Raw genomic sequence first — 21,822 nt, 5'->3', positions numbered from 1 at the left:
AAAGATGAACTACAAATCTCACAATAAAATCTACCGAATACACCAAAAAACCAACATCAAAAAATGGTTTTTTATTGGACTTGGCATTCTGCTTTTATTACTATTACTTCCATGGACACAGAACATCCATACCAATGGCTATGTAAGTGGGCTTTACCAAGAGCAGAGACCCCAAAGCATACAATCTCCAATACCTGGGAAAATCATACACTGGTATGTAAAAAACGGTGACCAAGTAAAAAAAGGTGACACTCTTCTTAGAATTTCCGAAATAAAGGAGGACTATATGGATCCTCTATTGGTGCAAAGAGCAGAAGACCAAATCAATGCGAAAGACAATGTAAGAGATTACTACTCTGCAAAAATAAAAACCATTGGAGGACAGCTAGATGCTATGAATGCTGCTAGAGAACTCAAACTGAACCAAATCAGAATAAAACTGCAACAGCTCAACTTTAAAATCAATGCAACTAATGCAGAACTTCAAGCCGCCAACAATGAGTTTAGAATAACAGAAGACCAGTACAGAAGACAAGAAGAAATGTACAAACAAGGACTTGTCTCTTTAACAGATTTCCAAAGGAGAAATGTATCTTACCAAAATGCCCTAGCAAAGAAAAATAGTATAGAAAACAAACTTGCCGAAGCTCAGCAAGAAATCCTTTCTCTACAGGTAGAGCAAAATGCGACTATACAAGACTATAACGAAAAAATAAGCAAACTAGAAGGCGAGCGGTTCCAAAGTATGGGACAGGTAGCAGGAAGTGATGGAGAAATAGCCAAACTACAAACCCAAGTTACAAACTACAAAGTAAGACAGGGGCAGTATTACATTATTGCTACTCAAGACGGACAAATTACCCAGCTCAGCAAAACGGGGATTGGTGAGATTATAAAAGAAGGCGAAAACATAGGTATTATTGTTCCAAAATCGGTAAAATATGCCGTAGAATTTTATGTATCTCCAGTAGATTTGCCACTATTACAGGAAGGGCAAAAGATACGCTGTACCTTTGATGGCTTCCCTGCCATTGTATTCTCTGGGTGGCCCAACTCAAGCTATGGGACTTTCCCTGGTAAAATAATCGCTGTAGAAAACAACATTTCTCAAAACGGAATGTTCAAAGTAGTAGTAGTAGAAAGTGGTGATAAAAAGTGGCCACCAAACATCAAAATGGGAGCAGGCTCAAAGGGTATTATTCTTCTAAACGATGTCCCTATCTGGTACGAGATATGGCGTAACATCAACGGCTTCCCTCCTGATTACTACATCGCAAACAAACAAAAAGATGAAAAAAATAAAAAATAAAACACTATATCTTGTTTTTTGGGTTTTCTCCTATTGCTTGTCTGCACAAGGAGATAGCCTTTCGTTTTCATTAGGCGAATATCTCTCCGCCGTATCTACGCATCACCCTGTTATCAAAAAATACCGCTATGGCAAAGAAATAGCCAAAAACGAAATCCTAAAATCCAAAGGAAATTTCGACCCTATATTATCAGGAGCTTTGGGACAAAAAAACATTGATAATACCATCTATTATGATAAAAAAGGGCTTGAAGTAGATATCCCACTATGGTACGGAATGAATATAGTAGGTGGCGTGAGCAATATCTCTGGAAAAAAACTAGACAACAGCACAACCTCTGGCGAGCTATACAATGTAGGCGTTAATATCCCTTTAGGCAAAGGGCTAATTTACGATAAAAGAAGAGCCGTTTTGCACCAAGCCGAAGCCTTGTATAAAATGACAGAAGCCGAACAAACCACCCTCATCAACGAGATTTTGGTAGATGCCGAAAATATGTATTGGGAGTGGGTAAAGCAATATCAAATCATTACCGTTTATAAAGAAAGGCTCAATATAAGCGAGGAAAGGTTAGAAATGATAAAAAAGTCTTATGACTACGGCGAAATGGCATCCATAGGCGTAACCGAAGCCGAAACTCTGTATCAAGAATTTCTACTGGGTTATCAGCAGGCATCATTGGATTATAAAAACACTATGGAACAGCTTGAGCTTTTTCTCTGGAAAGATAACCAGTCGGTAACATTACCGCCGTCTGTATATCCGCTAGAGGTATTTAGTTCAGAAAAAGTAGCAGATTACCCTATGCTGAAAAATTATATAGAAGAAAACTTTAGTTCGCAACATAGAGCCCTAAGATACTATCTACACAAAGATGAGTTTCTAAATGTAGAGAAAAAATTAAAGTGGCAGAGCTTCCTCCCAAAGATAGATTTCAGTTATAATCTCTTTAATAAACCTAGCAAACCTGCCGAGGTATTCCCTCTATTTAATAATAATTTCCAATACGGTCTCAAGCTGGAAGTTCCTATTTTTATGAGAGAAGCAAGGGCGGACTATGAAATCATTAAACTAAAAAAACTCCAAAACGAGGAAGATTTAAAAATGAAAAAACAAGAACTCTTTACCAAGTTAGAAGTTTACAAGAATGATTTTGAAGGCTACACCAAACAGCTAGAACTCTACAAAGAGTATTACGACAATTACAACAAACTGGTAAAAGGAGAAGAGATTAAATTTAAAAACGGAGAAAGTTCATTATTTATACTCAACTCTAGAGAGTCTAAACTTTTGGATATCCAAAAGAAAATTTACAATACCGAAAACAAAATTATGAAATCCTACAATGGCATTAAACTATTCCAAAGGAATATGAATGCCCAGCCCTAAAAACAACCTTTATTATGCTTAGTATCAAAACATTTACCTTCAATCCCTTTTCAGAAAACACCTATGTGGTTTATAACGAGGATAGACAAGCCTTCATTATAGACCCAGGTAATTTTACCGCAAACGAAACTTTAGCGTTATCCGAATTTATAACCTCACAGGACTTAACGGTTAAAAACATTCTGCTCACCCACGCCCATATAGACCATATCGCAGGATTGCAGTGGGCGTTTGATACCTACCAAGTACCTGTACTGATGCATCATCTAGACCAAGAACTACTAGATAGAGCCCCTCTTACCGCAAGGCAGTATGGATTTAATATGCTACCCTTTGTAGGACAAGTAATCTTCATAGATGAGGGCGAAACACTACAACTAGGAACGGATACTCTACACCTATTACACACGCCTGGGCATTCACCTGGGAGCATTAGCTTCTACAGCAAAGAGCAACATTGGGTAATTTCTGGCGATGTAATTTTCCAAGGTAGCATTGGCAGAACCGATTTATATAAAGGCAATTACGAACAACTCATTGAAAGCATTAAAACCAAACTACTCACCTTACCACCGAATACCCAAGTCTATAGCGGACACGGAGCAAGTACCAACATCGGTTTTGAACAACAATACAATCCGTTTTTAAAGTAACTCCTCAAAACGCCACAAAAACCTAACTAGATTTTAGGCAAAATATAAGCATCTTTTAGAGTAAAAGGTAAACGCCATCGGGCTTAGAGGCTGAGTATTCTCTGCCATATATAATAACCGCTGCATCCCGACCTAAGGGAACGGAGGCGTTAAGAAAATGGGGCGTCCATTCGTTAAAAAAGACCTATTGTTTGAACAAGTGTGGGCTTTAGCCTTGGCGTGAGTTCTAGGGCTTTTAGAATGGACGTCGCATTTTTAGCCGTAGTTTTCTAGTCTTGACTTTTTGGTCCTTTTGGCTTGACCCAAAAGGACGAGCATACATATTTATCGCTTTGAAACAAACTTAACTCAATGGTTCGGCGAAGCCAAAAGGACAAAGACACATTAAAATTATTAAAACCCTGCCTTAGTTTATGTAAAACCTAACGAAGTTCTGTAACCCCTATGAATAGGGACTTTCCGAAGATAAGCTAGGTAGGCTAAAAAACCTGCGCAGGTTTCACTAAAAACTACCGCAAGTTTTACCCAAAACTACCGCAGGTTTCTAAAGAAACCTGCGGTAGTTTTGTAAGATGCATAGATAGAACGATTTACTTTACTTTTTCAAAACCTGCCGCCTTCATTCTATCTAAAATGCGTTTACTGGGGCGATAGTTTACACCTACCTCGCACCATCTGTGGCAGCACTGGCATACCACTTTTTGTTACCGCTGCAGCTTACACCTGGCTGACCTCTTTCAATGACTTTAAATTTTACTGGCACAATATATTTGTTTTTTTATAGGTTATACTTTAGTTTATCTTATATAAGGAAAGGATTTTACCCTCTTGGTTTCTTGGCTGATCACTTAGTTATCTTTAATGCAGCGGACACTAAAGCCGTTCGCTTGAATGCCGTAGGAGCTGTAGCCGCTCATGTATGGAGCGAACCATAAGTTCCACGAGAACTCTCCATAGTCCCACTGCTCGCTGCTCCACAAGAAACCGTAGCTACTCTGACTGCCGAACGAGCCATCGCTGTAGCCGCGGACACCGCTGGCTGGCAGGCGGAGCTCCTGCTCGTCCCACATTTCACTAGAAAATGTACTGGTATCACCTGCATCATACTTTAAAATCGCATTATGTAAAGCTACCTGTTCATCGCGAGTGGGAACGTGATAACCAGACGGGCAAGGATTAGTCTTATCTACACCTGAAGACTGCCATAAATTACGAGGTCCTGAACTATATAAACTACTATTTACCCACGAACCATTTGAATCAGAACCCGTGATAAACAAATTATGCCCAGGATTCGTCCAAGAATTAGATGAAGACGATGTTGTATTATATTTCGGTGTAATATCATTAAAAATATAAGTCCAATTGATAAGTTCGTGTCCGTCTGGATTACGCTGCCACTGGAAAAGAGAACCATACGCACGCCAGTCCATCTTAATCTGGTCGGCAGTCGGATTATAAAGCGGCACGGCGATGGTGGTATTGGCAGGGTCTAGAGCCCCTGCCTGATACGCAGGGTTAAACCATTGGGAGCCTACACGAGCATACTCCGCCCCAAGGTTATTGTTGAGCCAAATTTTACCATCTGGTCCTTGGACAGGAAGATAAATAAACTCGTGTTCTTTAACATTTGCTCCGTACCCTACACACTCCAAGGTAGTTTTACCAAAACAACGGTCAAGAATGCCACCAATACCCTTTAAGACCAGTTGGTAGCTTTCCCCATTAAACGTGTAAGGTATAGTAGCGATGGTATATTCTTCCCCTGGCTGTAACAAACGAACCTTGTATTGGCTGTCTGTACCACCCACGACAATGGTAGCGTCCAGCGAGCCTTTAGCCATAAAATTACCCTGCGGAATGGTGAGCTTTACTGTATTGGTATCACCGTCTTGTCCTATAGCTGTGGTTACTTCTTGAGATTCCACCGCTGTATAAGAACCCTGACCGTTTTTATAAGGTATTTTTGCGACCAATTTATTAGCCCCATTATCCAATATCCCCACTATTTGAGATGCACCTTGGTAAGGGATTGATACAATATACTCCGTTTTAGGGTTGGTAATGGCGAAAGAATCAAAACCTACGGTAATAGATTGTGGTCGGCTTGAGCACCGAGTTTGCTAAAATTAGCCGTCAAAGTACCCGTTTCTGGAGTACCAGAGAGGGTGTACCATAACATAGCGGACTCTCCAGAGTCAAGACTAATGAGGCTACCCGAAGTACACGGTGCTACACTACCTGCTGGAAGTTTTTGCCATTGGCAGTTGCCAGCCGAAATAGCAGCCGAACCATTTTGTACCGTAACCGCATCGTGAAATGCTAAACTAACACTAGAAAATGAGTTGTTTTCTAACTTAAATTTGACCTTATTGGTATCAAGATCAGTAAGTGGAATGCCCCCAATATAAGAGCCCTCAAACCCTTGAGGGCTTACCGCTACGCTTTGGGCTTTGCTACTCCCTACATCGAGTAAGCAAGACCATTGGTGTACGCCGCCCGAAACGCCTCTATAAATCTCAATACACTCTTTGTCGGTATTGTAAATCATCGTTCCTTTTTTAGGGTTGGTAAAAGTAGAACGCTCGGTAGTACTAAACTCTGGAAATAATACGCCCTGCGTGTGACCACTTGGGAGCATATTTAATTCTTTCTTAGAAATATCTAATGTGGCTTGTGGCTCTTTGGTATTGATGCCCACTCTGCCGCTGTAATCTTGGGCGTTCAGCATCAAAGGCAGAAATACCGCACATAATAAAATCTTTTTCATAAAATGCTATAGTTTAAGGTTTAATGGTTTAAAGGATTAGAGGTTATGGAGGTTAGATTCTAGAGGTTCAAAGTTCAAGGGTTAAAGGATTAAAGCTCTGGGGTTGTAGTTCAATAGCTCCGATGATTCCTTGAATATTTGAATTTTAAACCTAGAACCAATAAGAAAATGCTTCCCCCTCTCAACACACACAAAACGAGGAGGAAGGCTAAGACAGAGAGAATAGAGTATCCTCTCTGCACGCTAGAAGCCCCAAACCAAAACAACCTTTTCAGCTTATGAAAAAGACGAACTTCTAGCAGATATTTATGGAAACAAAACTTAAATAAGTGTGTGTGTGTGTGTGTGTGTGTGTGTGTGTGTGTTTACACAATTATTTGGAACTACCAAATTTTTGTGCCACTTTTTTTCACTTTGTTGTATGTTGTTGGTATTGCGTGTCATAAAACTGGGGCAAATGTATAAAACAATTATCATACAAACAAAAGATAATGGTTTCTTTTTTTAAATTATCTTTGCTCATCGTTATTTTAATTTATCAATCTATGCAACTTAAGACCAATTATTCTCTTAAAAACCACAACACCTTTGGGGTAGAATCGTTTTCTAAATACTTTGCAGAAGTCAATAATTTAGAAGACTTAACCTCCATCTTAAAGCTAGACGAGATTAAAGGTTTACCTATATTATTCTTAGGTGGTGGGAGCAATATCTTATTAACAAAAGATTTTAATGGGCTTACCATCTTACTCAACCTAAAGGGCATCAAAGAACAACACCTAAACTATGATGAAGTATTACTCACAGCACAAGCAGGAGAAAATTGGCATCAGTTTGTACAATACAGCCTAGAGAAAAACTATGGTGGGCTAGAGAACCTCTCTCTAATACCAGGTAATGTAGGCACTTGCCCTATCCAAAATATAGGGGCATACGGCGTAGAAATTAAAGACCATTTTGAGTCTTGCCAAGTCCTCAACCTAGAAACCCTAGAAGTAGAAACCTTTAATAAGGAGAAATGCCACTTTGGATATAGAGATTCCTTTTTTAAACAAGAAGGCAAGGGGAAGTGTGTTATACTGGAAGTCAGCTTTAGACTAACGAAAAGAAACCACCTCATAAGAACCGACTATGGTGCTATACAACAAGAACTTTCTAGTTTAAATGTTACCCAACCCAGCATACAAGAGGTGGCACAGGCAGTCATAAACATCAGAACTTCTAAACTTCCTAACCCTAAAGAGATAGGTAATGCAGGCAGTTTTTTCAAAAACCCGAGTATCAGCACAGAGCATTATCAGAACTTACAAAAACAATTCCCTAGCCTACCTGGTTATCCACAAGGTAGCCACACCAAAGTTCCTGCAGGTTGGCTAATAGAACAAACAGGTTGGAAGGGTAAACAAATAGGCAATGTGGCTACCCATCATTTACAAGCACTTGTTATCATCAACGCTACGGGAAAGGCTACAGGCGAAGAAATTTATCATTTTTCATCTGAAATCATCGCTTCTGTAAAAGATACCTTTGGGATTATCCTAGAACGAGAGGTTAATGTTATATAAATAATACATACATAAAAAAGGAGTATTTTTAAACACTTTTTTTGAGTTAAATATCTATAATTCAAAAAAAATACTTAATTTTGCGACTTTAACTAACTAAATATTTATAACAATGTTTGCAATCGTAGAGATAGCAGGGCTTCAATACAAAGTTGAGCAAGACCAAAAATTGTTTGTAAACCGTCTTTCTGGTGAGAAAGGAGACAAAGTAACTTTTGATAAAGTACTTCTTACCGTAAACGGAGCAACAACAGTAGGCGCCCCAGCTGTAAGTGGTATCGCTGTAGAAGCGGAAATTATTGAGCATTTGAAAGCTGATAAAGTTATCGTTTTCAAAAAGAAAAGAAGAAAAGGATATGCTAAGAAAAACGGGCATAGACAATCTCTTACTCAAATCAAAATTGTTTCTATAACAGGTTTTGATGGTGCTAAAAAATCTTCTGCAAAAACAGAAACCAAGGCTGCTACAAAAAAATCTTCTAAAAAAGGAGATGACCTTACTCTAATTGAAGGTATTGGTCCTAAAGTAGCAGAGCTTTTCGCAGGAGCAGGTATTACTTCTTTTGCTGATTTAGCAAAGAAAACTAAAGAGGAGCTAGAAGCCATCTTAGATCCTAACGGTGCTGTATATGCAGCTATGGATCCTACAACTTGGCCTCAACAAGCACAACTAGCTGCTGATGGAAAGTTTGAAGAGTTAGAAACTCTTAAAGGACAACTAAAAGGCGGAAAAGCCTAAGTATTTTTTCAACCTAAAAAACTTTAAAACAAAATGGCACACAAGAAAGGAGTTGGTAGTTCCAAAAACGGTAGAGAATCTCACTCTAAAAGATTAGGTGTGAAGATTTTCGGAGGGCAAGAAGCTATCGCTGGAAATATTATTGTAAGACAAAGAGGTACACAACACCACCCTGGAGAGAATGTAGGGATTGGTAAAGACCACACTTTGTTTGCATTAGTAGATGGTACAGTGGTGTTTAAGAAAAAAGCTAACAACAGATCTTTTGTATCTGTTGAACCTAACGCTTAATAAGAAAAATAACTTTTTGCATACGTAAAGTTTAATTGTTAAACATGAAAAAACTCCGCTTCAAAAATTTTGAAGCGGAGTTTTTATTTTGTTTTTTTTGTAGTTATGAGTATTAAAATAAAATTTATCTTGAAACCAGCACTTAATATCTACTCTTTTTCTAGCTCAATCATATTATAAATACCTCCAGCACTATCAATTGGAGTATTGCATATATATTTATCCACTAATTTAATATCAATCATAGGTCTCTTAAATTTCATTGCATCTTGCCCTTTTATATCAACAGCAATGTATATTTTATCGCCTTTAGGGTAAAAATGGAACTTATAGTCGTGTTGGTGTCTTCTATTAAGTTTAAACTGTCGGAAAGAGAAATAGTACTTATCATCATAGGTAATCAAAAAATCATTCTCTCCATATTCATTCATCATTTTATCCTTAATCTTACCGTCATATAAAATGATATATTTCTCTCTCCTACTGAAAAGTTCAGCATCTGTTGTACGATTAATTGAATTAACACCATTACCAAATTCAATTTTCACTTTATCCTTTGTTAATGGGCCATCAGTAGTTACTTTTATTGAATTACTATTCCATAAAAGCAAAAAGTCTTTATTTAACTTACAAACAACAAATCCTCCTGCAACTAGAAATAATAAACCTAATACAATTAACCTATTCCTATTTTTCACTTTTACAGATGCTTTCTAAACTTAATCTTTTATTTCCATTTAATATTACAACCTAAACTAGGCTTTTGTAGTTCTTCTTGTGGTTGTTCTGCTAAAAGGTTTTCAAAAGCAATAATTAAATCCTCTCCCGTTACCTCGTGCTGATTGCCTGGGCGAGAGTCGTCCATCTGACCTCTATATACCAAGTCTAATTTGTCATCAAAAAAGTAGAAATCTGGAGTGCACGCAGCGTCGTAGGCTTTAGCAATAGCTTGACTTTCATCAAATAAATAAGGGAAATTAACGCCGTGTTCTTCAGCAAAATCAATCATTAGTTCTGGTGAATCCGCAGGATAGTTCTCTATATCATTAGAATTAATTGCAATAAATTCGATTCCTTTAGCCTTATAATCCTCATAAAGCTCTGCTAATTTATCTATCACATGAATCACAAACGGACAGTGGTTACACATAAAAACTACCAATGTTCCTTTCTCTCCTTTTAAGTTTTCTAAAGATTGTAACTCGTTATTTTTAGCAGGATTAGGAAGCTCAAAAAAAGGAGCTTTAGTTCCTAACTCCAACATATTAGACGGTGTTCTAGCCATTTTATTTTAAATTTAAGTTATTAAGCAAAGATACTAATTCCTCGTTAGAATATTGGTGCGAAAGTTCTATCAGACGAGGAAGTTTTCGGTTCCAAGTCATTTGGCGTTTTGCGTAGCGTCTAGAGTTTTTCTTAATCTCGGAAACAGCAAAATCTAATTCCCAATCACCATTCAAGTAATTAAACAACTCTGTATAACCCACTGTATTCAAAGCTACTCTATCTTGATACTGAAGTAAACCTTTAACCTCATCTAGCAAACCTTTCTCTAGCATTCTATCCACCCTTTGGTTGATTCTTTCATAGATAATTTCTCTAGGTGCCGTGAGTACAATCCTAATAGTATTAAAGTCCCTTTTAGGCTTAGTTTCAGCTATAATTTCAGAATAAGGTTTCCCCGTTTGTTTAATAATATCTAAAGCCCTTATCAAGCGTCTAGGATTATCTTTATCTACCTGCTGATAATAGGCCTCATCTTGTGCCTCTAACTGCTTCTGTAAGGCTTCTATCCCTTCCTTATTGAGGATTTGTTCAAGTTCTTTAATATAATCTTCGTTAGCTTCTGGTAAATCATTAAGACCTTCCACAACTGCCTTCTCGTACATACCACTACCGCCTACCATTACCACGACTTTATATTGCTGAAACAGCTTATCTAATAAAGCCAAGGCTTCCTTTTCGTACCGACCGATAGAATAATCTTCTGTAATAGATATATGCCCTATAAAATGATGTGGCACAACAGCCAACTCCTCCTTAGAAGGAGCGGCTGTACCAATAGGCATTTCTTTAAAAAACTGTCGTGAGTCGCAGGATAAAATTTCAGTACCGAAAAACTGGGCTATTTTTATTGCCAATTCGGTTTTACCTATTCCCGTAGGACCTACAACAGATATAAGTGTTCTAGCCAAGATGAAAACAGTATTTTCTGACTATTATATACGCTCTATATCTGCTCCTAAGGCCTTGAGTCTGCCATCTATATTCTCGTAGCCTCGGTCTATCTGCTCTATATTGTGAATGATAGATTTACCTTCAGCCGAAAGTGCCGCTACCAAAAGTGCATTTCCTGCACGAATATCAGGGGAAGTCATCACAGTACCTCTAAGTGGCGTTTCTTGGTTAAGACCAATAACCGTAGCTCGGTGCGGGTCGCAAAGGATAATCTGAGCTCCCATGTCTATCAGTTTATCCACAAAGAACAATCGAGATTCAAACATTTTTTGATGGATCAATACACTTCCTTTGGCTTGAGTTGCTACTACCAACATAATAGATAGCAAATCTGGCGTGAAACCTGGCCAAGGTGCATCAGAAATGGTCAAAATAGAGCCGTCTATAAACTTCTGTATTTTGTAGTGTTCTTGTGCTGGGATATAAATATCTTCACCGCTTTTCTCTAACTGAATACCCAGTTTCCTAAAAGTATTTGGAATAATCCCCAACTGATTCCAATGAACATCTTTAATGGTGATTTCGGATTTCGTCATTGCGGCTAATCCTATCCAAGAGCCTATTTCTACCATATCTGGCAACATAGTGTGTTCTGTACCATGTAAATATGAAACTCCTTCTATAGTTAATAAATTTGAGCCAATACCCGAAATTTGAGCTCCCATTCGGTTAAGCATTTTACAAAGCTGTTGTAAATAAGGCTCACAAGCGGCATTGTAAATTCTAGTTTTACCTTTCGCTAATACAGCAGCCATAATAATATTAGCCGTACCCGTTACTGATGCTTCTTCTAAAAGGATAAATTTACCTTGTAAGGACTTTGCTTTCAGGCTATAAAAACTTTCTACATCATTAAAGTGAAACTCTGCACCAAGCTCAACAAATCCCTGAAAATGAGTATCTAATCTTCTTCTTCCTATCTTATCTCCTCCTGGCGTTGGCATATAACCTTCCCCAAACCTCGCCAACATAGGACCTAAAAGCATAATAGAGCCTCTAAGTTTAGCTCCTTCTTTTTTAAATTTTTCGGATTTAAGATAATCTAAATTAAGTCTATCTGCCTTGAAAGTATAGTCCCCTTTTCCATTTTTGGTTACCTTAACGCCTAGGTCTCCCAATATACCAATTAGCTTATTAACATCTTGTATATCAGGTATATTTTTTATTCTTACTTCTTGATCTGTTAGTAAAACGGCACATAATATTTGTAGAGCTTCATTTTTAGCTCCTTGGGGCGTAATTTCGCCTTGAAGTCTTTTACCGCCTCTGATTTGAAAAGCACCACTCATTATGATTTTCTTTTGTATTTATTGTTAGAGTTATATTTTCTTCTATTATTTCCGTTATTATTCTGATGTTTGTTTTGATATTTAGGGTTATTCTTATTAGAATTATAATAGATTTTACTCTTTTCTAAAGAATCTATCCCTGTTAAATCTAATCTATTTTCAGAAAGTTCCTTTAAATGGCGGAAGATAACATCGTCTTGTACATGTTCTTTATTATAAACATTGTACGACTTTTTCATATTATTAGCAATTACCTCTATAAGAGCCTCTTTCTCATCGCCATCTTCTAGTTCTAAAGCTCTTTCTATAAGTTGCAAAATGCTTTTACCATAGAATTTATAGTCTCCTTGTAGCTTAGGATAATCCATCTTTTTAGGCTTCTGATTGATTTCCTCTGGCGTAGGAAAAGGATATGGTGCATCTACATCTAAATCATAACCTGAAATAATATACAAATGATCCCAAAGCTTATGTGCGTAGTTTTCCTCGTCTCGAAGTTGCGGATTTCTCTGTCCCATAAAATCAACAATAGCTTTGGCAACTTTATTTCTTTCTTCCTTGGAAGGAAGCGTCTTGCAATATTCTACAAGTTCTTGTATAATTCTCCCATATTCGGGTAATTGTAAGTTTGTCTTTTGGGTATTGTATTCCATTTCGCAAAGATAATGAAATTTTGTATTGATATAAATCTCTTTTTATGTCTGAGCGAGTTTTATGAGGCGATGATTAACTACTTTATCTATCATCTGTAGAACTCTATTTGCTTTAACAAAAAAAAACTGATTCACAATTATTTTGAACCAGCTATTTAATTTAATTTTTAACTAGAAGCCTAAACCCTTCCCCGTGTACATTGATGATTTCTAGACCATCATCATCTTTAAGCAATTTTCTTAATTTAGCGATATATACATCCATACTTCTAGCGGTAAAATAGTTTTCTTTTTTCCATATTTTACGAAGTGCTAAATCTCTAGGCATAAAGTCATTTCTGTGGAGACAAAGCAACTTCAAAAGCTCGTTCTCTTTTGGAGAAAGTTTATATTCTTTATCGTGTACTTTAAGCTGTCTCAACATAGAGTCAAACTCTATATTGCTAATGCTAAATTGCTCTTGCTCTTCTTCTTCCAAAGAAGTACTTCTGGATAAAATCGCCTTAATTTTATAAAGCAACAGTTCGGTATCAAAAGGTTTTGTTATATAATCGTCTGCTCCTAACTGATAACCCTTCAAGATATCCTCTCTTAAATTTCGTGCTGTTAGGAAGATAATTGGAATATTTTTCCCTAATTTCTTAACATCTTCTGCTAATGTGAAGCCGTCTTTTTTTGGCATCATAACATCAAATATACAAATATCAAAATCGTTATTTGTATATTCTTTAAGACCTTCCTCGCCGTCTGTAGCAAGGGTAACTTCAAAGTTATTTATGCTTAGGTAATCTTTAAGCACCGCTCCGAAACTTTGGTCATCTTCTACTAATAATATCCTGTTGCTCACAGCTTAATTTTTTTATAATTAAATCATTGGAAGTTTTACAATAAAGGTACTTCCCTTTCCTTTTTGGGTTTCTACACTAATTTGTCCTTTGTGGAGTTCTATTATTTTCTTAACATAGGAAAGCCCCAAACCTTGACCTTTTACATTATGTACATTCCCTGTTTCTTCTCTAAAGAACTTCTCAAATATCTTAGTTTTATTTTGAGGCTCCATTCCCATACCTTTATCCGAAATTTCTATCACATAATAATTTCCCTCGTTGCGGGTTGCAATTTTAATTTCGGGCTTATCTGGTGAATATTTATTCGCATTATCCAGTAGATTGATAAGCGTATTAGATAAATGAAACTCATCTACTTTTAGATTATAGCGTTCTGCCTTAAAATCTTCTGTAAGCCTTCCGCCTCTTTCGTTTACAATAAGCCTAACAGAATTAGCAATGTTTCTTATCAACTCCCTCAAATTGGTCTCTCTCAAGAAAAGTTTCATTTCGTTCCTCTCTAACTTTGACATATTGAGGACATTCTCTACCTGCTTTTTCATTCGGAGATTTTCTTGCTTTATGAGTCCAGAGTAATATTTCACTTTAATTGGGTCGCTGGCTATTTTATCGTTAGCCAAAGAATCCGTAGCCACCGAAATTGTAGCTAAAGGCGTTTTGAACTCATGAGACATATTATTAAGAAAGTCTGTTTTTACTTCTGCTATTTTTTTCTGTCTCAGCATATAGTTGATGGAAATAATGTAAATAAATACAATAGTTAAAAGTGAAAAAACAGTTCCTAAAAGCAATGGCAGATTATCTCTTAGTAGAGAGTATTTTTTATCTGGAAAAACCAACGATAAGGTGTAAATAGGTTGCTCCTCTTTATCGGTAAAAAGAGGAAAACTATAATTAGCTTTAGATTGATTTTCAAGGTAAACCTCATCAGCAATAGTGGTTAGTTTTTTATTTTTATCTAACACACCATAACCAAACTTAGCACTAATACCTATTTTTTGAAACTCCTTAGAGAGTACCGAATCTATCTCCTTACCGCTTACCCTTTTGTGTATAGGCAAGTTACTCGCATTTAGTTTAGCAAAATCTCTGAAAGTAAAAGTATTATCATTGATGTCTTTACTCAGTTGTGCCGTAAGCAACTCTGTTGTACGCCCTGCTCCTTTCAAACGATAAATGCCTTCATCAGCATAGACTTTAACCCTTTCCAAAGTGTCCCCTTTAGAGGAAACTGGTATCTTTTGAGGTTCTATAATACTTCTACTAAAGGAAATGAGTTTTTTATCTGCCGAATCTTGTACTTGCCTGATAATATTTAGAGTAGGTTTGTTTTTATCCTCATTTATAGATGCTTGGAAGCCTTCATATTCCTTTAAATACTTATCTATTTCAATATTAGAAATATCTTGCGTGGAGCGTTCCAAAACTTTCTGTACCTTGCCTGCGAATTCTTCTTCAATAGAACTGTAATATTCCTTAAGCCAATAAAATTGAAAACTGACGAACACCAACAGAGAAATCGTCATCAAAATAGATATAATAGGAATAAATTTGTTACGCACTTTTCAGGTTATTTTTCAGATGTTAAAATTAAATATTTCTTATCAATAAAAAAGCAATAAAACTCGTTTTTTAGAAATTTTATCTTAAAAACGAGTTTTTTAACAGATTATTATGAGTTTCGCACCTCTAACTTTCTTGTTCTAACAAATTTTCATCTATAAAATATTGTATAATTGCTTTTTTCATCAGAATACTTTGCTCATTAGGTTTTAGCTCAGGCAGAGGCTCTAGCTCCTCGTAGTGAGGCCAGCCTTCCGCATCGTACTCTTTAAATTTATAATAACCAAACGGCTCTAATAACCTACACACCGCTATATGGAGAAGATTTAGTTTGTCATCTTTGGTATATTTTTGTTTCCCACCACCCAATTCTTGAACGCCTATGAGAAATAATATCGTTTCCAAAGGCGGATTGCGTTCACTCTGAAAATGCTCTACAAAAAACTGTTCTACCCTACCCCAAAGCTCTTGTTCTGTAGCCATAATTTAATATTTTGTTGTCTTTATTACGCTTGCAAAGTTACCTTTTTTCACTAGAAATCCACTCAAATAGTGAATAAATGAGATTTTGTTATATTTGAAGACTAAAAATTATCAGAAAAATGAAAAAATATTTTTTTCTATCATTATCGCTTTTTTTAACCTCGTTGGGATATGCACAAAAAGGTAAATACTACCAACAACACGCTAGCTACAATATGGATATTGATGTAGATGTTAATAACTACACTTACCACGGCAAGCAGTCCGTTACTTATACCAACAATTCTCCTGATGAGCTAAAGGAAGTTTACTTTCATCTCTATTGGAATGCCTTTAAACCAAACTCTATGATGGATGAAAGAGTAAGAAACCAAGGCGATAATGCCGACAAAAGGCTAGTAGAAAAAAATAAAGCAGGAAAAATAGTTTCTAGATTAGCTTCTATTCCCGAAGGAAAAGAAGGCAACCAAAAAGTAAATTGGATTAAACAAAATGGAAAAGAACTCCAGTTTGAAATTCAAGGAACCATTATGAAGGTCTATCTAAATCAGTCTATAAAGCCAAACTCTACGACTACTTTCACTATGGATTGGGACGCTAATATCCCTTATCAAATCCGAAGAGCAGGAAGACAAAACCGAGAAGGCATAGAAATGACTATGACCCAATGGTACCCTAAACTAGCAGAATACGATTACGATGGCTGGGCAACTTTTGATTATATAGGGAGAGAATTCCACGCTCCTTTTTCGGATTATAACATCAATATCAAAATAGACCCTAGCTATGTTATAGGTGCAGGCGGAACACTTACAAACCCTACCGAAGTTAAAGGCTACTCTTTGCAGTCTAAACCTAAAACAGATGCCAATGGTAAAGCGACTTGGAATTGGACAGCAAAGAATATTCTAGACTTTGCTTGGGCGGCAGACCCAGACTATTCCGTAGAGGAATTTATTGTACCTGATGGACCGAAAGTCTATTTCGTTTATCAAAAAAATGAAAAAACCGAGTATTGGAAACAAGCTAAACCTTATGTTAATAAGTTTTTTCAAATCATGAATGCTAACTTCGGTCGCTATGTTTATCCTAGCTATTCATTTGTACAAGGTGGCGATGGTGGTATGGAGTATGGTATGTGTACTATGATACTTGGAGAAGCCAAAAGTTTAGAAAGCCTAGTTGGGCTAATGGCTCACGAAGGTGCACACTCTTGGTATCAGCATATGTTAGCAACCAACGAAAGTACCACACCTTGGCTAGATGAAGGTTTTACTTCTTACGCCGAAGACTTTGCTATGTATCAGCTTTTTCCTCCTAAAGAGGCTTGGCCAAACCCTTTTGTAGGTGCTTTAGAAGGTTATAGAAAGTTTGTAAAAACAGGAAAAGAAGAACCTGCTGTTTGGTTTGCTGACCATCACGACGACGGCACAGCCTACTCTGTAGCGTCTTATACTAAAGGAGAGCTTTTCTTAGTGCAGCTCGGCTATATTATGGGAGAAGACCTTCTGAAGACCACACTACTAAAATACTATGATGAATGGCATCTAAAACATCCTACCGATAGAGATTTTCTCCATATTGCTCAAAAAATATCTGGTATGGATTTAAAATGGTTTAAACACTACTGGATTAACACCACCAAAACCATAGACTATGCCATAAAAGAGGTAAAATACAATACTAACTCTACTACCATTACTTTAGTAAATAAAGGTGGAGTTCCTATGCCTATAGATTTTGGAGTACTTACCAAAGATAAAAAAATAACTTCTTACCATATCCCATTAAATATGATGAGAACTCCTAAAAAATCTGACTTTTTAGGCAATTTCACTACTTTGGATTATTGGAATTGGACTTCCTTAGAATACACTTTTGAGATACCTTTTACCAAAGAACAAATTTCCGTTCTAGGCATTGATTTTTCACAAAGATTAGCAGATGTAAATCCAGAAGATAACTTTTTAGAAGTAAAATAATTTATCTGCTGAAAAATAATTATCATTATGAAAACCATTGTAGTCAACATCGGAAATACCAATATCCGTTTTGGATTATTCAACAATGAGGAATGTAGCCTCTCGTGGGTTATTAACACTAAACCCTACCGAACTAAAGACGAACTTTTTGTTCAGTTTCTGATGCATTATCAATCTTATGACATCAAACCTGAAGAAATAGACCAACTGATAATAGGCTCCGTTGTACCACAAATGACCAACGACATTGTAAGAGCATTAGAAAAAATACACCACCTAAAACCTATTTTGGTAGATAGGAATACACCCTCTGAAGTTAAACCAAAGTCCAAACAAATGGGTACCGACATCTATGCAAATTTAGTTGCGGCTCATCATCTCTATCCTAATAAATCAAAGATAATTTTTGATTTTGGTACTGCACTCACGGCTAGTTGTATTTCTCACAGCGGCGAAACTTTGGGGGCTATTATTGCTCCTGGAATTATTACCTCTCTTAAAAGTTTAATACAAGATACTGCACAGCTCCTAGAAATAGAGCTACAAGCACCTAAATCCGTTCTAGGATTAGACACTGTGAGTTGTATGCAAAGTGGTATGGTATATGGGTATCTAGGTATGGTAGAAGGTTTCATAGAGAGAATCAACCGAGAAATAGGAGAGGAGACCTTTGTAATAGCTACAGGCGGCGTTTCTCATGTCTATAAGCCTTTATCAGACAAAATCCATATAGCCGATAGGCTACATACCCTTAAAGGTCTTTATTTTCTTGGGAAAGCTCTCTCTTAAGAGTTTCTACCTCTTCTTTTTGGGAAGCATATTTTTCTTGTAAAACCGAGCCTTCTCCCATTCTTCGGTAGTACTCTAGTGCTTTATCAGCAAATTGTTTTCTATTGAAGTCTGGTACATCTGGTATTTGAGGAAATACTTTATGGAATAAAGTTTCATAATAGGCTTGGAACTCTCTTTCATTTTTATCCTCTACCAATGTTTCCTGTGCCTTTTGTCTTACATGTAGCATCTCATGTGCTATAAGATTAAGAACTAAATTAAAATTAAAATCAAAATCAAAAAGATTTTTAGGTATTTTAACTTTCTGTGGCTGGGATAGTTCTCCCTCCGTAGTAAGTACAATAGACCTAGCGTCCATCTCCTCTCTAAAATCAAATCCTGCAAAATTAAAATGCTCTAACCCAAAAGCTTTAATCACAAAAGATGCCGCATCTAGAATTTGCCCATGTGTTTTGTAAGCATCTATGTGAAATTCTACTTTATTTAAGTCCATCCTTGTTTCTTATACTTATTAGAAAAAAGCCTTATCAAAATATTTTGATAAGACCTTTGTTTATTTTTAGAACTCTATATTAACTTCTAATTTTTCAGCTAAGAGCTTGGATATTTTGAGTTTTAGAGGCTCTATATCTATGTTTTCCATTGCATCATTTGCAAAGGCGTAAAGCAATAATGCTTGTGCCTCATTTTTAGAAATTCCTCTAGCACGAAGGTAGAATAAAGCATCTTCATTTAGCTGCCCTACCGTACAACCGTGAGAACATTTTACATCATCTGCAAAAATCTCCAACTGTGGTTTAGAATCTATCGTAGCACCCTCGCTTAGTAAAATATTATTATTCTGCTGATAAGCATTGGTTTTTTGAGCTATTTTATCTACAAATACTTTCCCATTAAACACTCCATGAGCATTATCCTTAAATACTCCTTTGTAGTTCTGATAACTTTCACAATTAGGCTGATTATGGTGTACAGCAGTATGATGGTCAACTAGCTGGTCTTTACCAATAATAGTAATACCATTCATAAAAGAATTGATATTTTCTCCTTCCTGAATAAAATCTAAATTATTACGCACCAACTTTCCTCCGAAAGAGAATGTGTTTACCGTAGCTAAGCTGTCCCTTTCTTGCTTCACAAAGGTATGGTCTACCAGATACGAAGTATCTGTATCGTTCTGTAGTTTATGCCAATCTGCCTTAGCATTAGGTTTAGTAAAAATTTCGGTAAGGCTGTTGGTAAAGGTAAACGAAGTATCAAAATTATGATGACTTTCTATCACTTCTATCTGGCTGCCAGCTTCTACCACCAATATATTTCTCGGATTGTAGAACGTATTTTCTGATTGATTTTGTGAAATATAGAAAATATGTATAGGCTTTTCTACCACCGTATTTTTAGGCACATAAAGTGCTACTCCCAAATGAGCGAATGCTAAATTAAGATTTGGAAACGCCCAACTCTCGTTAGCAATAGTATTAAAATAAGGACGGAACAAAGCCTCATTCTCTCCATTAGAAAGTGCCTCGTCTAAGGCAAGTACTTTAATATCTTTATCCGAAATCTTAGAAAGCTCTGGACGCCATTTCCCGTTAACTAGCACTACCCAATCAAAATCTTCTTCTCCTAGACGCAATGCTTTCAGTTCCTCTTCAGAAATATGATGCTCTTCTTGTGGTAAAAACTGATATTGTTTTTCTATAATTTCTTTTAGATTAGTATATTTATATTCCTCATCTTTTTTAGAAGGAAAACCTTTGCTTAAGAATCGTTCCAAAGCATTTAATTTATCCCCCGAAAGTGAAGAAGAATGTGTTTTAATGTTCTCAACTAATGACATAAAAATCTTTTTTGACTAATTAAGTAAGACTGTTGTGCCTTACCATTTATTTTTATATTGATAAACCTACTAATAGATTTACACAACTTATAAACTTTTAAAAGTTTTAGATTGATTAGAGTAGCCAATCGTACCCTTTCTCCTCTAACTCCAGTGCTAAAGTTTTATCTCCTGTTTTAATAATCTTACCGTCCGCCAATACGTGTACAAAATCTGGCTGAATGTAGTTAAGCAATCTCTGATAATGAGTGATTAGAAGCACCGCATTTCCCTCATTTTTGAAATGATTAACCCCTTCGGATACAATTCTTAATGCATCAATATCTAACCCAGAATCGGTTTCATCTAAGATAGCCAGTTTAGGATTAAGCATCATCATTTGGAAAATCTCGTTTCTTTTCTTTTCTCCTCCAGAGAAACCTTCGTTAAGAGAACGAGAAAGAAAATCTTTCTTTATCCCTAAAAGCTCGGATTTTTCACGGATAAGTGCCAACATTTCTTTCGCAGGCATATCCTCCAGCCCGTTAGCCTTTCTGGTTTCGTTGATGGCTGCCTTGATGAAATTGGTTACCGAAACTCCTGGTATCTCTACTGGATACTGGAACGAAAGGAAAATCCCCTTATGAGCTCTCTCTTCTGGAGCATCTTCTACTATATTTTCCCCTTCAAAAAAGATTTCTCCATCGGTAACTTCGTAGTCTTCCTTTCCTGCAATTACAGAAGAAAGGGTAGATTTCCCAGCTCCGTTAGGTCCCATAATAGCGTGTACCTCACCTGGTTTTATTTCTAAGTTAATCCCTTTAAGGATTTCCGCTCCGTCTTCTATCTTAGCGTGTAAGTTTTTTATATTTAACATTTCTATATATAATTTTATTTATTGTTAATTTTTATTTGGTTATCTCGTAGCCCATATTCTCAACCGCCTTCTTGGCCACATTATGGTCTTGTTCTCCACCACCAGCTCCAGAAACCCCTAGACTCCCAATCAGTTCCCCATCTTTCCAAACGGGTACGCCTCCTCCTAAAAGTAGAAGCTCTGGCAGGGTATTTAAGTTTTGTGCCGTAGGATTACTGGCTGCCTTTTGCATCAATTCAAAACTTGGGGTTTTGGTGGAAAGCGAAGTATAAGCCTTTCTCCTAGAGGCTTCGGTATTATGAGGTCCTACTTGGTCGCCTTTCAATAATAAAAGACTTACCCCCGAATTGTTTAGGACTGCTACGGATACCTTTTTACCTAATTTACGAGCTTCTATGTGAGCTTGCTTTGCCAGTTCTAAAGCTCCCTCTTGATTGAGCGAAGTCCCTTGTTCGGTATATTGTGCTAAAGAAAACTGAACCAACAATAAACCTACTAAAACCATTATACTTTTTTTCATAATCTGCAATATTGAAGTAAGGATTAACTTTTCTAATGAGC

At 36.6% G+C, this 21,822-nt stretch carries 20 protein-coding genes and 1 pseudogene; 8 read left to right on the top strand and 13 right to left on the bottom strand.

What is annotated here, in order from left to right; genetic code table 11:
* Positions 1-4: 4 nt before the first annotated feature.
* From VIX88_RS07930 to VIX88_RS07920, 3 genes are read left to right on the top strand one after another with little or no spacing between them, the layout of a single operon-like run.
* Positions 5-1,309 carry an HlyD family secretion protein gene (locus tag VIX88_RS07930; RefSeq protein WP_064969717.1) on the top strand — a complete coding sequence of 435 codons (1,305 nt, stop codon included), beginning with the start codon at positions 5-7 and terminating at the stop codon, positions 1,307-1,309.
* Positions 1,290-2,699 (top strand): TolC family protein, encoded by a 1,410-nt coding sequence (locus tag VIX88_RS07925; RefSeq protein WP_064969719.1) that lies wholly within the window; start codon positions 1,290-1,292, stop codon positions 2,697-2,699. Before VIX88_RS07930 ends, VIX88_RS07925 begins: the two co-directional genes overlap by 20 nt.
* Before the next feature lie 14 nt (positions 2,700-2,713).
* Positions 2,714-3,352: an MBL fold metallo-hydrolase gene (locus VIX88_RS07920; protein WP_064969721.1), complete on the top strand. Its 639-nt coding sequence runs from the start codon at positions 2,714-2,716 to the stop codon at positions 3,350-3,352.
* Between the two features lie 848 nt (positions 3,353-4,200).
* Here VIX88_RS07920 and VIX88_RS07915 read toward each other — a convergent pair.
* A pseudogene (locus tag VIX88_RS07915) lies at positions 4,201-6,122 on the bottom strand (hypothetical protein).
* A gap of 545 nt (positions 6,123-6,667) precedes the next feature.
* Here VIX88_RS07915 and murB point away from each other — a divergent pair.
* The 3 genes from murB to rpmA all read left to right on the top strand — a co-directional run bounded on the left by murB (position 6,668) and on the right by rpmA (position 8,717).
* Complete coding sequence (gene murB, locus VIX88_RS07910) at positions 6,668-7,687, top strand: UDP-N-acetylmuramate dehydrogenase (protein WP_214193738.1); 1,020 nt, start codon at positions 6,668-6,670, stop codon at positions 7,685-7,687.
* 112 nt (positions 7,688-7,799) lie between these two features.
* Complete coding sequence (rplU, locus tag VIX88_RS07905) at positions 7,800-8,426, top strand: 50S ribosomal protein L21 (RefSeq protein ID WP_014937747.1); 627 nt, start codon at positions 7,800-7,802, stop codon at positions 8,424-8,426.
* Between the two features lie 33 nt (positions 8,427-8,459).
* The gene (rpmA, locus tag VIX88_RS07900; RefSeq protein WP_004920580.1) at positions 8,460-8,717 is read left to right on the top strand and encodes a 50S ribosomal protein L27; all 258 of its coding nucleotides are present in this window, start codon (positions 8,460-8,462) and stop codon (positions 8,715-8,717) included.
* A 149-nt stretch (positions 8,718-8,866) separates the two neighbouring features.
* Here rpmA and VIX88_RS07895 read toward each other — a convergent pair whose 3' ends face one another.
* The 8 genes from VIX88_RS07895 to VIX88_RS07860 all read right to left on the bottom strand — a co-directional run bounded on the left by VIX88_RS07895 (position 8,867) and on the right by VIX88_RS07860 (position 15,791).
* Positions 8,867-9,265 carry a hypothetical protein gene (locus tag VIX88_RS07895; RefSeq protein WP_229578677.1) on the bottom strand — a complete coding sequence of 133 codons (399 nt, stop codon included), beginning with the start codon at positions 9,263-9,265 and terminating at the stop codon, positions 8,867-8,869.
* A gap of 179 nt (positions 9,266-9,444) precedes the next feature.
* Positions 9,445-10,002, bottom strand: a complete 558-nt coding sequence (locus tag VIX88_RS07890) for a thioredoxin family protein (protein ID WP_064970255.1) — start codon at positions 10,000-10,002, stop codon at positions 9,445-9,447.
* Position 10,003: 1 nt separating this feature from the next.
* Entirely contained in the window at positions 10,004-10,912 is a 909-nt protein-coding gene (miaA, locus tag VIX88_RS07885) for a tRNA (adenosine(37)-N6)-dimethylallyltransferase MiaA (RefSeq protein ID WP_109475347.1), read from the bottom strand.
* A gap of 24 nt (positions 10,913-10,936) precedes the next feature.
* Positions 10,937-12,244: a UDP-N-acetylglucosamine 1-carboxyvinyltransferase gene (gene murA, locus VIX88_RS07880; RefSeq protein ID WP_154212474.1), complete on the bottom strand. Its 1,308-nt coding sequence runs from the start codon at positions 12,242-12,244 to the stop codon at positions 10,937-10,939.
* Entirely contained in the window at positions 12,244-12,897 is a 654-nt protein-coding gene (locus VIX88_RS07875) for a DUF4290 domain-containing protein (protein ID WP_004920566.1), read from the bottom strand. Before VIX88_RS07875 ends, murA begins: the two co-directional genes overlap by 1 nt.
* Positions 12,898-13,057: 160 nt before the next feature.
* Positions 13,058-13,744 carry a response regulator transcription factor gene (locus tag VIX88_RS07870; RefSeq protein WP_052910946.1) on the bottom strand — a complete coding sequence of 229 codons (687 nt, stop codon included), beginning with the start codon at positions 13,742-13,744 and terminating at the stop codon, positions 13,058-13,060.
* Between the two features lie 18 nt (positions 13,745-13,762).
* Positions 13,763-15,271: a sensor histidine kinase gene (locus VIX88_RS07865; RefSeq protein ID WP_154212476.1), complete on the bottom strand. Its 1,509-nt coding sequence runs from the start codon at positions 15,269-15,271 to the stop codon at positions 13,763-13,765.
* A gap of 163 nt (positions 15,272-15,434) precedes the next feature.
* Entirely contained in the window at positions 15,435-15,791 is a 357-nt protein-coding gene (locus tag VIX88_RS07860; RefSeq protein WP_017686191.1) for a hypothetical protein, read from the bottom strand.
* Positions 15,792-15,910: 119 nt separating this feature from the next.
* Here VIX88_RS07860 and VIX88_RS07855 point away from each other — a divergent pair, with 119 nt between their 5' ends.
* Both VIX88_RS07855 and VIX88_RS07850 read left to right on the top strand, forming a co-directional pair.
* Positions 15,911-17,773: a M1 family metallopeptidase gene (locus VIX88_RS07855; protein WP_214193737.1), complete on the top strand. Its 1,863-nt coding sequence runs from the start codon at positions 15,911-15,913 to the stop codon at positions 17,771-17,773.
* Positions 17,774-17,800: 27 nt separating this feature from the next.
* Entirely contained in the window at positions 17,801-18,562 is a 762-nt protein-coding gene (locus VIX88_RS07850) for a type III pantothenate kinase (protein ID WP_064970251.1), read from the top strand.
* On the opposite strand, the gene VIX88_RS07845 is transcribed toward VIX88_RS07850, so the two are convergent.
* The 4 genes from VIX88_RS07845 to VIX88_RS07830 form a co-directional block, all read right to left on the bottom strand.
* Positions 18,525-19,058, bottom strand: a complete 534-nt coding sequence (locus VIX88_RS07845; RefSeq protein ID WP_064970250.1) for a hypothetical protein — start codon at positions 19,056-19,058, stop codon at positions 18,525-18,527. The genes VIX88_RS07850 and VIX88_RS07845 overlap by 38 nt on opposite strands.
* A 66-nt stretch (positions 19,059-19,124) precedes the next feature.
* Positions 19,125-20,405 (bottom strand): Fe-S cluster assembly protein SufD, encoded by a 1,281-nt coding sequence (sufD, locus tag VIX88_RS07840; protein ID WP_064970249.1) that lies wholly within the window; start codon positions 20,403-20,405, stop codon positions 19,125-19,127.
* 115 nt (positions 20,406-20,520) lie between these two features.
* Positions 20,521-21,261, bottom strand: coding sequence for a Fe-S cluster assembly ATPase SufC (gene sufC, locus VIX88_RS07835; protein ID WP_214193736.1), 741 nt, complete (start codon positions 21,259-21,261; stop codon positions 20,521-20,523).
* A gap of 31 nt (positions 21,262-21,292) precedes the next feature.
* Positions 21,293-21,781, bottom strand: coding sequence for a GlcG/HbpS family heme-binding protein (locus VIX88_RS07830; protein ID WP_014615085.1), 489 nt, complete (start codon positions 21,779-21,781; stop codon positions 21,293-21,295).
* Positions 21,782-21,822: the final 41 nt, after the last annotated feature.

Origin of the sequence: Riemerella anatipestifer, assembly GCF_035666175.1 — a bacterium.
Lineage (GTDB): Bacteria > Bacteroidota > Bacteroidia > Flavobacteriales > Weeksellaceae > Riemerella > Riemerella anatipestifer_D.
This window is presented reverse-complemented; position numbering and strand designations above follow the sequence as displayed.